Source organism: Herbaspirillum huttiense (assembly GCF_004367745.1).
GTDB lineage: Bacteria > Pseudomonadota > Gammaproteobacteria > Burkholderiales > Burkholderiaceae_D > Herbaspirillum > Herbaspirillum huttiense.
Genome location: NZ_CP037993.1, coordinates 5,561,810 through 5,576,260, shown reverse-complemented (window position 1 = coordinate 5,576,260; position 14,451 = coordinate 5,561,810). Strand labels below are relative to the sequence as shown.

Sequence of the window (14,451 nt, the reverse complement as noted above, 5' to 3'; positions counted from 1 at the left end):
TCTTATCGTCCCAGGTAGACTTCGATGACGCGTTCGTTGGATTGCACCTGGCGCATGTTGCCTTCGGCCAGCACCGATCCTTCGTGCAGCACGGTCACCTTGCCGCCTTGGGCGATCTCTTCGACGAAGCCCATGTCGTGTTCCACCACCATGATGGAATGCTTGCCGCGCAGCTCGTTCAACAGCTCGGCGGTGCGCGCGGTCTCGGCGTCGGACATGCCGGCCACCGGTTCGTCCAGCAGCAGCAGCTGCGGCTCCTGCATCAACAGCATGCCGATTTCCAGCCACTGCTTCTGCCCGTGCGAGAGCAGGCCGGCGACGCGATGTTCCTGGCCGTTCAGCCGGATCAGCTTGAGGATTTCCTCGATCTTGCCGATCTGCTCCGAGGACAGGCGCGCAAAGAGCGTGGTCTTGACGCGTTTGTCCATCTTCATCGCCAGTTCCAGGTTCTCGAACACGGTGTGCTGCTCGAACACGGTCGGGCGCTGGAACTTGCGGCCGATGCCCGCGTGGGCGATCTCGTATTCGGTCATCTTGGTCAGGTCGATGGTCTGGCCGAAGAAGGCGGTACCGGCGGTGGGCCGGGTCTTGCCGGTGATGACGTCCATCATCGTGGTCTTGCCCGCGCCATTGGGACCGATGATGCAGCGCAGTTCACCGACCGAAATATCCAGGTTCAGGTTGTTGATGGCCTTGAAGCCATCGAAGGACACCGTGATGTTTTCCAGATAGAGAATGGCACCGTGGGTGGTATCGACGCCTTCGGGTTTGATGCGTTCGTAGGATGCGCCGTGGTCGGCGCGGGGCGTGTCGACGTTACCGCCCAGGCCGCCGATGGCGACTGGATTCTTGCCGGGTTCGATGGCACTCATGCGGCCTCCTTGGATGCGCTGCCCTCAGCGGACGCGGCATCGCGTTTCTTGAATTTCTGCACCAGGCCCAGGATGCCCTGCGGCAGGAACAGCGTGACCAGGATGAAGATCAGCCCCAGCGCATACAGCCACAGGTCCGGGAAGGCTGCAGTGAACCAGCTCTTCAGGCCATTGACCGTGAAGGCGCCGATGATCGGTCCGATCAGCGTGCCACGGCCACCGACGGCCGCCCAGATCACCATCTCGATGGAGTTGGCCGGCGACATCTCGGAAGGATTGATGATGCCCACCTGTGGCACGTACAGGGCACCGGCGATGCCGCAGATCACGGCCGACAGCGTCCACACGAAGAGCTTGAACCACAGCGGGTTGTAGCCGATGAACATGAGGCGCGATTCGGAATCGCGCACGCCCTGCAGCACGCGGCCCAGCTTGGAGGTGACGATCATGCGGCACAGGACCAGGGCACCGAACAGCAGCGCCAGCGTCACCAGATACAGCACCGCCTTGGTGGCCGGTGCGGTGATGGTGAAGCCGAGGATGCGCTTGAAGTCGGTGAAGCCGTTGTTGCCGCCGAAGCCGGTATCGTTGCGGAAGAACAGCAGCATGAAGGCGAAGGTCATCGCTTGCGTGATGATGGAGAAATACACGCCCTTGATGCGCGAACGGAACGCAAAGTAGCCGAACACGAAGGCCAAGAGACCCGGCACCAGCACCACCAGCAGCATGGAGAACCAGAAGTGGTCGGTCATCCACCAGTACCAGGGATAGGCCTTCCAGTTCAGGAACACCATGAAGTCAGGCAGGTTGCTCTGGTACACGCCGTCACGGCCGATGGCGCGCATCAGGTACATGCCGTGGGCGTATCCGCCCAGTGCGAAGAAAACGCCATGCCCCAGCGAGAGGATGCCCGTGTAGCCCCATACCAGGTCCAGGGCCAGCGCGGCCATGGCATAGCACATGAACTTTCCGACCAGAGCGACGGTGTAGGAGGACACGTGCAGTGCGCTATCGGCGGGGAACAGCAGGTTACAGACCGGCAGCAGTGCCAGCACGATGGTGCAGATGACGATGCCGGTCCAGGACGGGCGATTGAACAGCGAGGGGCGCATGATCATGGTGCTCATTCCACGCTCCTTCCCTTGAGTGCGAAGAGACCTTGCGGACGCTTCTGGATGAATACGATGATGAAGACCAGGATGGCGATCTTGGCCAGCACGGCACCGGCCATCGGTTCCAGGAATTTGTTGACTTCGCCCAGGCCGAAGGCTGCGATGACGGTCCCGGCCAGCTGGCCCACGCCACCCAGCACCACCACCATGAACGAGTCGACGATGTAACCCTGCCCCAGGTCGGGACCGACGTTGCCCAGCTGCGAGAGCGCCACGCCACCGAGACCGGCGATGCCGCAACCGAGACCGAAGGTCATCATGTCGATCTTGCCGGTGGACACGCCCACGCAGTCAGCCATGCGACGGTTCTGCGTGACGGCGCGCACGAACAGGCCCAGGCGGGTCTTGTTCAGGATCAGCCACACCGCGAACACTACGAAGAGCGCGAAGAACACGATCACGATGCGGTTGTAGGAGAGCACCAGCGAACCCAGCACGGTCACGCCGCCCGACATCCAGCTCGGGTTGGCCACTTCCACGTTCTGCGCACCGAAGATGGAGCGCACACCTTGCATCAGCATCAGGCTGATGCCCCAGGTGCAGAGCAGGGTTTCCAGTGGACGGCCATAGAGCCAGCGGATCACCAGGCGCTCCAGCGCGATGCCGACGGCCGCGGCCACGATGAAGGCGGCCGGCAGTGCCACCACCAGATACGCATCGATGGCGCCGGGGAAGAACTTGCGGAACACCAGCTGGCATACGTAGGTGGTGTAGGCACCGATCATCAGCAGCTCACCGTGGGCCATGTTGATGATGCCCATGAGGCCGAAGGTGATGGCCAGGCCCAGTGCGGCCAGCAGCAGCACGCTGCCCAGCGAGACGCCATAGAACAGCTTGCCGGCGAAGTCGACGATGGCCAGGTGGCGGTCCAGCGCGGAGAGCGTGCGGACTGCTTCGATGCGGACGCCTTCATCAGCTTCGACGTAGGAGCCATCGGGATTCTTGGCCAGCATGTTTTCCAGCACCGGCTTGAGGGACGCATTGGTGGTCTCGGCCAGTTTCTTGACGGCCGCGCGGCGTGCCGCCGGGTCGGCCGAATGCAGGTTGGCGGTGGCTTGCACCTGCTGCAGCACGTCCTTGATCTGCGGATCGCTTTCCTTGGCGAGCGCTTTTTCGATCAGCGGGATCTGCGCCGGGTCGGCATTCTTGAGCAATTCACCGGCGGCGGCCAGGCGCTGGTCGCGCTGAGGTGAGAGCAGCTTCAGGCCCGAGAGCGCGCCATCGACAGCACCGCGCAGGCGGTTGTTGACGGTGATGCCTTCGGCGTCATCTGGCGCCGGGCCGGTCTGGTCATTGGCCGGATTGAACGCCTTGCCCGCGTCGTCGACGATGAGCACGTCACCGGCGGGGGTGACGTAGAGCGCGTCGCTGTTCAAGGCGTTGAGGATCTTGAGCGCGTCTTCATTGGCCAGCGCAGCAATCTGGTTGACGGCGTCGATACGCGCGTCGGGGTCGTCTCCGCCAAGGGGCTTGAGCAGGGCCGGATCGATGGCTGCGAACGCCCCCAGGGCGTGGACGCAAAGCCAGGTCGCGAGCAGCCCGCGTAGGAACTGGATGGCTGGTTTCATGGTCGGTGTGCGCCTCGAAGCGCGGGCCGGTCAATAGGCTGGCCGGAGCGAGTCGTCGGGCGGTTTTCTTGTGGAGGGAGATGCATCGGGGCGGACGGAGCGCCTTCGATACGCCGCTGACGCGGCTACTCAGGGCGAACGGTCTGTAGATTGTGCAACAAAAACCCGTTCGGACTGAGTAGCCGCAGCGCGGCGTATCGAAGGCGCTCCGAAGAACGCCATGAACTACAACAACAACCGCAAGCTTAGTTCTTCTGCTTGCTTTCGTTGCCCGGGATGTACGGGCTCCAGGGTTGTGCGCGGATGGTGGTCTTGGTCTTGTAGACCACGTTGAACTGACCGTCCGCCTTGATTTCGCCGATCATGACGGGCTTGTGCAGGTGGTGGTTGGTCTTGTCCATTTCCAGCGTGTAGCCCGACGGTGCCTTGTAGGTCTGGCCGCCCATGGCGGCGATCACCTTGTCGGTGTCGGTGGACTTGGCCTTTTCCACGGCCTGTGCCCACATGTGGATGCCGACGTAGGTGGCTTCCATCGGGTCGTTGGTCACGACGGTATCGGCGTTGGGCAGGTTCTTGGCCTTGGCGTATTCCTTCCACTTCTTGATGAAGGCGGTGTTGACCGGATTCTTCACCGATTCGAAGTAGTTCCAGGCGGCCAGGTGGCCCACCAGCGGCTTGGTATCGACACCGCGCAGTTCTTCTTCACCCACCGAGAACGCCACCACCGGCACGTCGGTCGCCTTCAGGCCGGCGTTGCCCAGTTCCTTGTAGAAGGGCACGTTGGAGTCGCCGTTGATGGTCGAGATCACGGCCGTCTTGCCACCTGCGGAGAACTTCTTGATGTTGGCCACGATGGTCTGGTAATCGGAGTGGCCGAACGGGGTGTAGACCTCGTCGATGTCGGAGTCCTTCACACCCTTGCTGTGCAGGAAGGCGCGCAGGATCTTGTTGGTGGTGCGCGGGTAGACGTAGTCGGTGCCCAGCAGCACGAAGCGCTTGGCGCCGCCGCCTTCCTTGGACATCAGGTATTCCACGGCGGGAATGGCTTGCTGGTTGGGGGCAGCACCGGTGTAGAAGACGTTCTTCTCCAGTTCTTCACCTTCGTACTGCACCGGGTAGAACAGCAGGCTGTTCAGTTCCTTGAAGACCGGCAGCACCGACTTGCGCGACACCGAAGTCCAGCAGCCGAAGACCACCGAGACCTTGTCCTGGGAGATCAGCTGGCGGGCCTTTTCGGCGAACAGCGGCCAGTTCGAGGCGGGGTCGACCACCACCGGTTCGAGCTTCTTGCCCATCACGCCGCCGGCGGCGTTGATTTCGTCGATGGTCATCAGGGCCACGTCCTTCAGGGACGTTTCGGAAATCGCCATGGTGCCCGACAGCGAGTGCAGGATACCGACCTTGATGGTGTCGGCAGCGAAGGCCGAAGGCAGCCAGGAGGATGCGGCCAGTGCGAATGCGCCCAGAGCGGTGGCTTTCAGTACGGTACGACGTGACATGTGGTGCTCCCTCGAGAAAAGTTTTGGAAGATTTTTTTCACTGCCCAGTCGCTTTAGCAGATTGCGTGCCAATGCCCCGCCAAGGGCCTGCGGGCTGCATCAAAGCGGGGCGGGGAGGGGCGCGGTGCGGGAAGAATGTTGTCAGGCACGCCAGGATTGCGCACCAAAGCCGAGCGCCATTGTCAACAGTCTCATGTCGCTGCGGCAACACTCACCAGCCTGGCGCTCGGTTGTGCGCGATCTTGGTGCGCCGCGCAAAGCGCCAGTGGAGGCGGGTTTGCGGCAGGTGGCTCAACTTCCTGAGGGGTGAGACGGATTGTTCACAATAATGAGCACATCGTGAATGATGAAGCGCCAGGCGGCGTGATCCATTGCGGTGCCTGCCTGGCGCTTGGGGTGGTTCAGATGGTCCTGGCGGACCACCCTGCGGCGCGGGATCAGCGCAACAGCACGTGCTGCATGAACTGGCGCAAGGGGAATTCGATCATGTTCTGCAGGGTCACCGGCAACTCCAGCGGCCGCATGATCATCTTGATGGTGGTTTCGGGCTTGAGATTGACGCGCACGGTACGGCTCATGCGCGAGGCCAGTTCCTTCACGCGTGCCGGATCGGCGGCCAGTTCCGGCTTGTACACCATCACCACGTGGCGGATGGCGCAATCGGCGTCTTCGCTCTTCAGTTCCAGGGTGCGCCGGCTGAGGGTGCCGAAGACGCGCGAGCGGCCGATGTTTTCTTCGCGGCGATAGCGGCGGAAGTACTGGTAGAAATGCTTGTAGTGATTGACCTCGTCATTGGCGATGAGTCCGGCCAGGTGCTTCAGGACCGGCTCGTCGGTGGCCCGCGCCAGCGCCCGGTAGTAGGTGGAGGTGCCGGTCTCGACCACGCAGCGCGCGGCCAGTTCCTGGGCCCGCGTGGGTTCGAGCAGTTCGACCTTGCAGTATTGCGAATATTCGTCAAGGAAGCCCTGATAGGCGCGCGGCCAGTCGAACTCCGGCCAGACATGCTCGACATAGGCGCGCAGGGCCGCGCCGTGCTGCAGCTCTTCCTGTTCCCACTGCTCGCGCAACCAGGTCTCGACCTCGGCATCGCCTTTGTAGAATTCCACCAGGTTGTGGGTGTAGAGGTCGGAACCGCTTTCGACGAAGGAGGCGCAGGCCACCAGGTAGAACAGATCTTCATCCTGCCGCACCCGCTCGCGGTCGATGCGGCTCAGGTCGATGTCATCGATGGTCCAGTGTTTTTTTTCTTGGCGACTCGGGTTCATCTGCTATACCTCTCTTCTCAAAGTGATGGTGGGCATAGCGATATGATGCAGCGCGATGACATTGGTTCAGGGCCGCCGCCGGCGTCTTGACGCAACTTTGCAAAGCGTCGCGCGACGTCAGCATTTCGTCAGGTGGGCCGGTCCGGGCGACTCTACCCGATCACAGGTTGCTGGTAGCGTCACTGCCCAGCACCACGCGGTTGCGGCCCTGGTACTTGGCGTGATACAGCGCCTGGTCGGCCACGCGCAGCAGTTGTTCGGCGCTGGTGTGCTCATCCGGCTGCAGCGAGGCCACGCCGATGCTGGCCGTGATGTAGCCGAAGGGCGAATCGGCATGCGGCAGCTTGAGTTCGAAGATGGCCTGGCAGATGTGCTCGGCCTGCTGCAGGGCATGGGCGGTATCGCTCTCGGCGATGATGACGCAGAACTCCTCGCCGCCATAGCGTGCTACCAGGTCGGTAGCGCGGCGCGAACTCTTCTGCAGCACGCGCGCCACGATGCGCAGGCACTCATCCCCTGCCACGTGGCCGTAGCGGTCGTTGTATTTCTTGAAGTAATCCACGTCCAGCATCAGGAGCGCCAGCGCATGGCCGGAGCGCACCGAGCGCCGCAGCTCGCTGTCGAGTACCTCGTCGAAGCGACGCCGGTTGGCCACCCCGGTCAGGCCATCGGTGGCCGACAGCGCTTCCAGCTTGCGGTTGGCCAGCTCCAGTTCGCGCGTGCGGCGGGCGACCTGATCTTCCAGTTCTTCCTTGTTCTGCTGCAGCTTGCCGGCCATCTCGTTGAACTTGCGCGAGAGGATGGCGATCTCGTCGCCGCCGGCCTGTTCCACGCGCACCGTGGTATCGCCGCTGCCGGCTTCCTTCATGGCGCCCACCAGGCGCTGCAGGGGCACGCTGATACTGCGCGCGATCAGCGCCGAGAGGAACAGCGAAGCGGCAAAGCACAGCAGGCCGATGGCGATGATCTTGTCGCGCACCGAGCGGGTATCGGCATTGAGCTTGTCGCTCGGCGTGGCGCTGACTACCCACCACGAGGTGTGCGGCAACTGGGCGATGGCGGCGTAGTAGCGCGTCTTGTCAGCACGTGTATAGGCGATGAAATCGCTGGTGCGGCGTTGTCCCACGCTGGCCGTGATGCCTTCCAGCAGGGCCGGGTCGGCGCTGCTGAAGCTGGTGTCGCGTCCCTGCACGACCACCGTGCCATCGCTCGCATCGACGATGAACAGACTGGAGTCATAGCCCAGGTCCACACCCTCGAAGATGCTGAAGAAGTAGCTCGGCCGCACACCGACGAAGAGCACGCCGGCAGCGCGGTTGTTGCCGGTGAAGCGGATCTCGCGCAGCATGGCCACGCTCTTCTGGCCATGGCCGCCGTTGTAGAGCGTCCACCAGCCGCGTCCGCCGAGGTCCGGCGCCTCCTCCGCCACGCGGGTGATGTTGCTGGCCAGCGGCGCAAAGATCTGCGGATCGATGACCTGGCGCTTGCGGTCCAGCAGGTATTTCTGGTTCACGTCCGGCAGCGATCCATAGGTGTCCAGCAGCACGCGCGCCACACCGCTGCGGGCCGCGGCACTGGTGGCTTCGTCGCCGCTGTAATAGTCGCCCAGCAGGCGCTGCAGCTTGTCGGAGAGCGCCAGCTCCTCGCTGGTGTCCTCGATCTTTTCCATGCGCAGCATCAGATTCTGCGAGATCTGCTTGACCACCTGGACCGAGTAGGTGCGCACCTTCTCCTGTGTCGCGCGGGTGGTCTCGCGATAGGCCAGCAGGCCCGAGATCACCAGCGGCACCAGCGAGACCAGGATGAAGGAATTGATGAGCCGGTAGCGGATTTCGATCTTGCGCAGGAAACCCAGCCAGAAAAAGTCGAGCCGTTTTTTCATCGAACGCGCTCCCTTACCTGGCCGACAGGCGTGCCTGTTCGGTGATGGAATCCTGCAGCAGGCGCGCGGCCCGCGCCGGGGTCTGGCTGCCCGACAGCACGCTATGCAGGAGCGGATGCAGGACGTCGATGGTATTGACCGGCAGCACCGAGTAATACAGTCCCGGTGCATTGCTGGCGGCGGCATCGCGCGTCATCTGGTCGACCAGCGCGAAGAGTGCGGGATCGCCTTTCACATCGGCCGCGATCACGCGGAACGGCGGAATGTTCTGCCGCTTGGCTTGCCAGATCGGCATCCCCGGACCGTAGAGGAAGTCCAGGAACTGCACCGCAGCCTGCCGTTGCCGCGCGCCGCTGCGCTGGGCTACCGCAAAACCGGTCTCGCTGCCCAGCACCGGTTTGAGCGGCTGGCCCTTGTCATTCCATGGCGGCACGAACACGCCTACCCGCATGCCGCGCGCATTCATCAGCGTGCCGGCGGCCCAGCTGCCCTGGAAGGTCATCGCCGCGCGGCCTTCGGCGAACTGGCGCAGGGTCGTGTCGTAGCCGGCGCGCAGACAGTCGGCCTGCACCATTTTCTGGTCCACCAGCGTACGCAGGCGCGCAAAGATGGCCGCGCCGTCCGCATTGTCCAGCTGCAGGGTGCCATTGGCGATGCGGGCGCGCCAGTCGGGGACCTTGGCTGCGATCTGGTTGGCGAAGCCGTAGCTGAAGGGACCATTGCCCAGCATGTTGGGGAAGCCACCCGGCAGCGCCAGCGGCACCAGGCCGGCCTTGCGCAGTGCGGCGCCGGCCGCAAGGAAGGACTCAAAGTCGGCTGGTGGCGCAGTGATGCCGGCGCGGTCGAACATGTCGCGGTTGTAGTAGATCAGCGTGGTGGCCACGCCCGAGGGAATGCCATAGCGCCGCCCGCCCGGCGAGGTCCATTCGCGTTGCAGGACCTCCAGCATGTTGCCCCAGGCCTGGGTATCGCCGATGTCGGCCAGCAAGCCCTGGTCCGCCAGGGTCGCCGTATACGGATTGGCGTTGACCGAGACGATGTCGGGCAGGCTGTCGGTGGCGGCGCGCGGTTTGAGGTTTTCTTCGACGGAATTGCCGATCATGAATTGCAGGTTGATCCGCACCTCGGGATGCTTGAGCGAGAAGGCATCGGCCACGCGATGCATTTCCTCGGACCAGTCGGGTGCCCAGACCAGCGCGGTGAGCACCACCGGTTCGGCGGCTGCGGTGGCCCTGGCAGCGCTGTCGTCGCCACGCTCGCAAGCCGTCAGCAGGAGTGCTGACGCCACCCCCGCGATGAAGATTCCGAGTCCGCGCTTGGCGTACCCTGTCATGCCTGACTGCCCGCAGCTGGAGTGGCAACCCGGATCAGGCACGCCTGTTACTGATGGCGTATATCGGCCACGCATCGATTTCCCCTGCGGCTAAACTTTTCTTGTTTTACAGCAATGCGCATGGTGCCGCGTTGACCTTCGCGCAGTCATGGTGATCTGTGTCACGTAACCCGCTGCAGCCCGCGTTGCGCCTACCTGCCGCTCCCTTTGCACGATCCTGGCATGTGAGAACAATGACAACAAGTTTGCCAGCTTTTACATCGTCCTGCACGAACCGCGTGTGTATTTCTTGTCTTTGTTCAGCTTTTGCCACGGCGCAATTACGTCCGCCTTGATGTGCCGCCTGAACGAAAATGAACAGGCCCTTATAATGTGGCCCTCACGCCTTGCGGGGCGATCGCGCTTCACCTTGCTGCAACCTGCCGGCACCGTCCTCACTGCCGACGATGCGGCTGTCTCATCGAATTCCACATGCACAACAAAGATACTTCGCTCTCCATGGGCAAATTTCCCCCATGGCTGGCCGTCCTGGCAGCCTTGACTGCACTGGGCGCGCTGGCCATCGACATGTACCTGCCCAGCTTCACCGCCATCGCCAAGGAACTCGGCGTGGGCACCAACCTGGTCCAGCTCACGCTTGCTTCTTTCCTCGTCGGCCTGGCCGTCGGGCAGATGTTCTATGGTCCGCTGTCGGATCGCTTCGGCCGCAAGCCGCCCTTGTTCTTCGGCATCGCCTTGTATTTCGTATGCTCCCTGCTGTGCATTTTTGTACAGAGCATTGAGACACTGATCGTGCTGAGATTGTTCCAGGGGCTGGGAGGCAGCGCCGGCATGGTGATCCCGCGCGCGATGGTGCGTGATCGCATGGGGGCCGAGGGTTCGGCCAAGGCATTCTCGATGCTGATGCTGGTGTTTGGCCTGGCACCCATCCTCGCTCCTTTCATCGGCGGCCTGATGTTGGTCTTTGCCAGCTGGCGCGGCATCTTCGTGGTGCTGACGATCTTCGGCCTGCTGTGCATGCTCGGCACGCGCAAGTACCTGACCGAAACGGTGGATGTCTCCCGTGCCGAACCGCTGCATCTGGGCCGCACCTTGCGCCAGTACTGGGGTTTGCTGCGCCATCGCCAGTTCATGTCCTTCGTGCTGTGCGGAGGGTTGGTACAGGCGGGCATGTTCGCCTACATCGCAGGCGGTCCGTTCGTGGTGATCGAGCTGCACGGGATCAAGCCGCAGTATTTCGGTTTCGTGTTTGCGTCGAACGCCATCGGACTGATCGCCGCTTCGCAGGTCAATGCGCGCCTGGTGGTCAAGCGCTCGGCCGAACGCGTGCTGGGCAAGGTGCTGTGGGTACCGGCCGGCCTGTCGCTGGCGGTGGTGCTGGCCGTTCTGGCCGGATTGGAGAGCCTGCCGCTGTTGCTGTTCGGTTTCTTCGGTTTCCTGACGGCCTATGGCTTCACGGGTCCCAATGCCACTGCCATTGCGTTGAAGCACCAGGGCCGCCAGGCCGGTACCGCAGCGGCCTTGATGGGCACGCTGCAATTCGGCATGGGCGTGCTTTCGGGGGTGGTGATGAGCCTGTGGCATGACGGGACCGCCTTGCCGCTGGTGTCGGTGATGGCCATCTGCGGCGTGAGCGCCTTCCTGCTGTATCACTTCGTGGCCAAGCATGAGCCGGTGACGCCGGCCCTGCATTGATCCTCGGGAAACGCTGATCCGCCATGCTTCACGCCGTTTGCGCCTCCATCCTGTGGGGCCTGTTCCCGCTGTATTTCAAGTTGCTCAAGGAGATTCCCTCCTTCGATATCGTCGTGCACCGCCTCTTCTGGTCCTGCGTGTTCCTGGTGGCCGTGCTGGCCTGGCGGCGGCAATGGCGCTGGGTGGGCGAGGTCATCAAGCGGCCCATGGTGGTGCTGGGCTTCCTGCTCTCGGCCCTGCTGCTGACCGGCAACTGGACCCTGTATGTCTGGGCCGTCAACGCCGGGCGCATCGTCGATACCAGCCTGGGCTACTTCATGAGCCCGCTCATGAGCGTCTTCATGGGCTACCTGATCCTGAAGGAACGCATGCGTCCCCTGCAATGGTTGGCGGTCTTCCTGGCACTCGGTGCCGTGATCTGGCTGACCTTCGCCAACGGCAGCCTGCCGTGGATCTCGCTGCTGATCGCGCTCACCTTCGCGTTCTATGGCCTGCTGCGCAAGACCGCGCACCTGGGCGCGCTCGAAGGCCTGTCGCTGGAAACCTTGCTGATGCTGCCGCTGGTGCTGGCCATCCTGGGCGTGGATACCTTGCGTGACAGCAACGCCTTCACCCATGCATCGACCACAGCCAAAATCCTGCTGGCCCTGTCCGGCCCGATCACGGCGGTGCCGCTGCTGCTCTTTGCCCATGGCGCGCGCCGCATCCCCTTGTCGATGCTGGGTCTGATGCAATACATTTCGCCTACCATCCAGCTGCTGGGGGGCGTGCTGATCTACGGCGAGCCCTTCACCGGGGCGCGCGCCATCGGCTTTTGCGTGATCTGGGTGGCGCTCGCGGTATACTCCGCCGAAGGCTTGTGGCGCTACCTGCGCACCCGCGCGCAAAGCTCGGCAGAGCCCAGCGCCGGCGGCGCCTGACGCCGCCTCCTATCGTTTCCCTCTCACTGGCAACTCATACCATGGCTCAATACGTCTTTACCATGAACCGCGTCGGCAAGATCGTGCCGCCGAAGCGGCAGATCCTCAAGGACATCTCGCTGTCCTTCTTCCCCGGCGCCAAGATCGGCGTGCTCGGCCTGAACGGCTCGGGCAAGTCCACCCTGCTCAAGATCATGGCCGGCATCGACAAGGAAATCGAGGGTGAAGCCATCCCGATGCCCAACCTGAACATCGGCTATCTGCCGCAGGAACCCCAGCTCGACGCCGAGAAGACCGTGCGCCAGGAAGTCGAAAGCGCCCTCGGTGAAGTCTTCGAAGCCCAGGCCAAGCTGGACGCGGTCTACGCCGCCTATGCAGAAGAAGACGCCGACTTCGACGCCCTCGCCACCGAGCAGGCGCGCCTGGAAGCCATCATCGCCGCCGCTGACGGCAACAGCCTGAACCAGCAGCTCGAAATGGCTGCCGACGCACTGCGCCTGCCGCCCTGGGATGCCAAGATCGGCGTGCTCTCCGGTGGCGAAAAGCGCCGCGTGGCGCTGTGCAAGCTGCTGCTCTCCAAGCCCGACATGCTGCTGCTGGACGAACCGACCAACCACCTGGACGCCGAATCGGTGGATTGGCTGGAGCAGTTCCTGCAACGCTTCCCCGGCACCGTGGTGGCCATCACCCACGATCGCTACTTCCTCGACAACGCCGCCGAATGGATCCTGGAACTGGACCGCGGCCACGGCATCCCCTGGAAGGGCAACTACAGCTCCTGGCTGGAACAGAAGGAAGCCCGCCTGAAGCAGGAAGAGGCCAGCGAATCGGCCCGCCAGAAGACCATCGCCAAGGAACTGGAGTGGGTGCGCCAGAACCCCAAGGGTCGCCAGGCCAAGAGCAAGGCGCGTCTGGCCCGCTTCAACGAGCTCTCCGAATACGAATACCAGAAGCGCAATGAAACCCAGGAAATCTTCATTCCCGTGGCCGAGCGCCTGGGCAATGAAGTCATCGAATTCAAGAACGTCAGCAAGGGCTATGGCGACCGCCTGCTGATCGACAACCTGAACTTCAAGATCCCGGCCGGTGCCATCGTCGGCATCATCGGTCCCAACGGCGCCGGTAAATCGACCCTGTTCCGCATGCTGGCCGGCCGTGAAACCCCGGACAGCGGTGAACTGGTGCTGGGCCCCACCGTCAAGGTGTCGCTGGTGGACCAGTCGCGTGAAGACCTGGGCAACAAGAAGACGGTCTTCGAAGATGTCTCGGGCGGTGCCGACATCCTCACCGTGGGCCGTTTCGAAATGCCCTCGCGCGCCTACCTGGGCCGCTTCAACTTCAAGGGCGGCGACCAGCAGAAGGTGGTCGGCAACCTGTCCGGCGGTGAGCGTGGCCGCCTGCACCTGGCCAAGACGCTGCTGCAGGGCGGCAACGTCCTGCTGCTGGACGAACCGTCCAACGACCTCGACGTGGAAACCCTGCGCGCCCTGGAAGATGCGCTGCTGGAATTCGCCGGCACCGTGCTGGTGATCTCCCACGATCGCTGGTTCCTGGACCGTATCGCCACCCACATCATCGCCTTCGAAGGCGATTCGCAGGTCACCTTCTTCGACGGCAACTATCAGGAATACGAAGCCGACAAGAAGAAGCGCCTCGGCGAAGAAGCCGCCAAGCCCAAGCGTATCCGTTACAAACCGGTTACGCGTTGATGGCTTGACTGAAATGGTCGGGAAAACGCCGCTGCTTCCAGCGGCGTTTTTTTTCGTCCGTGCAGCGGAACGTCGTCGGAGGTAAAGAGTTGTAGGGACGCATGACGCCACCCATCGCGCTGGCTACCATCGTGGATCACAAGACTAAGGGAGCCCCGATGACAATCCGCCTGATGCCGACGCTGTCCCTTGCGATGGTGGCCGCACTGGCCGGCTGCGCCTCCTCGCAACCGGTCACGCAGATCGACAAGGACACCTACCTGCTGGTGGCCAGTTCACGCTGGCACGGCAACGACGGCGTCGCGGTACAGGGTCTGCAGCAGGCCGACGACTGGTGCCGGCAGCAGGGCCGCCGTGCGCGCATCATCGGCAGCGAACGTTCGGAAGGCGTGATCGGCGTGATGCCGCCCAAGGTGATGCTTAGTTTCAAATGTGATCTTATTCGCCAGTAGGCCGTCCCACGGCCCGGGAGCCGGCAGGAATCGGCCTGCGCGGGTAGAATCACGCCCTTGCCGCGCCCACAAGGCGCGTGATCG

General features: G+C 63.1%; 11 protein-coding genes. 4 read left to right on the top strand and 7 right to left on the bottom strand.

All coding sequences use genetic code 11. The features are described from left to right. Positions 1-2 precede the first annotated feature (2 nt). The 7 genes from urtD to E2K99_RS24830 form a co-directional block, all read right to left on the bottom strand. Entirely contained in the window at positions 3-872 is an 870-nt protein-coding gene (gene urtD, locus E2K99_RS24860) for an urea ABC transporter ATP-binding protein UrtD (RefSeq protein WP_039790232.1), read from the bottom strand. Continuing rightward, the gene (gene urtC / locus E2K99_RS24855; RefSeq protein WP_121041325.1) at positions 869-1,999 is read right to left on the bottom strand and encodes an urea ABC transporter permease subunit UrtC; all 1,131 of its coding nucleotides are present in this window, start codon (positions 1,997-1,999) and stop codon (positions 869-871) included. The genes urtD and urtC overlap by 4 nt, the downstream gene beginning before the upstream one ends. Beyond that, positions 1,996-3,612, bottom strand: a complete 1,617-nt coding sequence (gene urtB, locus E2K99_RS24850) for an urea ABC transporter permease subunit UrtB (RefSeq protein WP_121041323.1) — start codon at positions 3,610-3,612, stop codon at positions 1,996-1,998. Before urtB ends, urtC begins: the two co-directional genes overlap by 4 nt. Positions 3,613-3,857: 245 nt before the next feature. After that, positions 3,858-5,111, bottom strand: coding sequence for an urea ABC transporter substrate-binding protein (urtA, locus tag E2K99_RS24845; protein WP_013236630.1), 1,254 nt, complete (start codon positions 5,109-5,111; stop codon positions 3,858-3,860). A 437-nt stretch (positions 5,112-5,548) separates the two neighbouring features. Next, positions 5,549-6,376, bottom strand: a complete 828-nt coding sequence (locus E2K99_RS24840) for a ferritin-like domain-containing protein (RefSeq protein WP_134223930.1) — start codon at positions 6,374-6,376, stop codon at positions 5,549-5,551. A 160-nt stretch (positions 6,377-6,536) separates the two neighbouring features. Next, complete coding sequence (locus E2K99_RS24835; protein WP_134223929.1) at positions 6,537-8,258, bottom strand: sensor domain-containing diguanylate cyclase; 1,722 nt, start codon at positions 8,256-8,258, stop codon at positions 6,537-6,539. A 13-nt stretch (positions 8,259-8,271) separates the two neighbouring features. Continuing rightward, the gene (locus E2K99_RS24830) at positions 8,272-9,591 is read right to left on the bottom strand and encodes an ABC transporter substrate-binding protein (RefSeq protein WP_134223928.1); all 1,320 of its coding nucleotides are present in this window, start codon (positions 9,589-9,591) and stop codon (positions 8,272-8,274) included. A 471-nt stretch (positions 9,592-10,062) separates the two neighbouring features. On the opposite strand from E2K99_RS24830, the gene E2K99_RS24825 reads away from it, so the two are divergent. From E2K99_RS24825 to E2K99_RS24810, 4 genes are all read left to right on the top strand, one after another. Then, entirely contained in the window at positions 10,063-11,286 is a 1,224-nt protein-coding gene (locus E2K99_RS24825; RefSeq protein ID WP_134223927.1) for a Bcr/CflA family multidrug efflux MFS transporter, read from the top strand. 23 nt (positions 11,287-11,309) lie between these two features. After that, positions 11,310-12,206, top strand: coding sequence for an EamA family transporter RarD (gene rarD / locus E2K99_RS24820; RefSeq protein ID WP_134223926.1), 897 nt, complete (start codon positions 11,310-11,312; stop codon positions 12,204-12,206). Between the two features lie 41 nt (positions 12,207-12,247). Beyond that, a complete protein-coding gene (gene ettA / locus E2K99_RS24815; RefSeq protein ID WP_039790218.1) occupies positions 12,248-13,915 on the top strand; it encodes an energy-dependent translational throttle protein EttA in 1,668 nt (555 codons plus the stop codon). A gap of 101 nt (positions 13,916-14,016) precedes the next feature. After that, positions 14,017-14,367 carry a YgdI/YgdR family lipoprotein gene (locus E2K99_RS24810; protein ID WP_240733816.1) on the top strand — a complete coding sequence of 117 codons (351 nt, stop codon included), beginning with the start codon at positions 14,017-14,019 and terminating at the stop codon, positions 14,365-14,367. Positions 14,368-14,451: the final 84 nt, after the last annotated feature.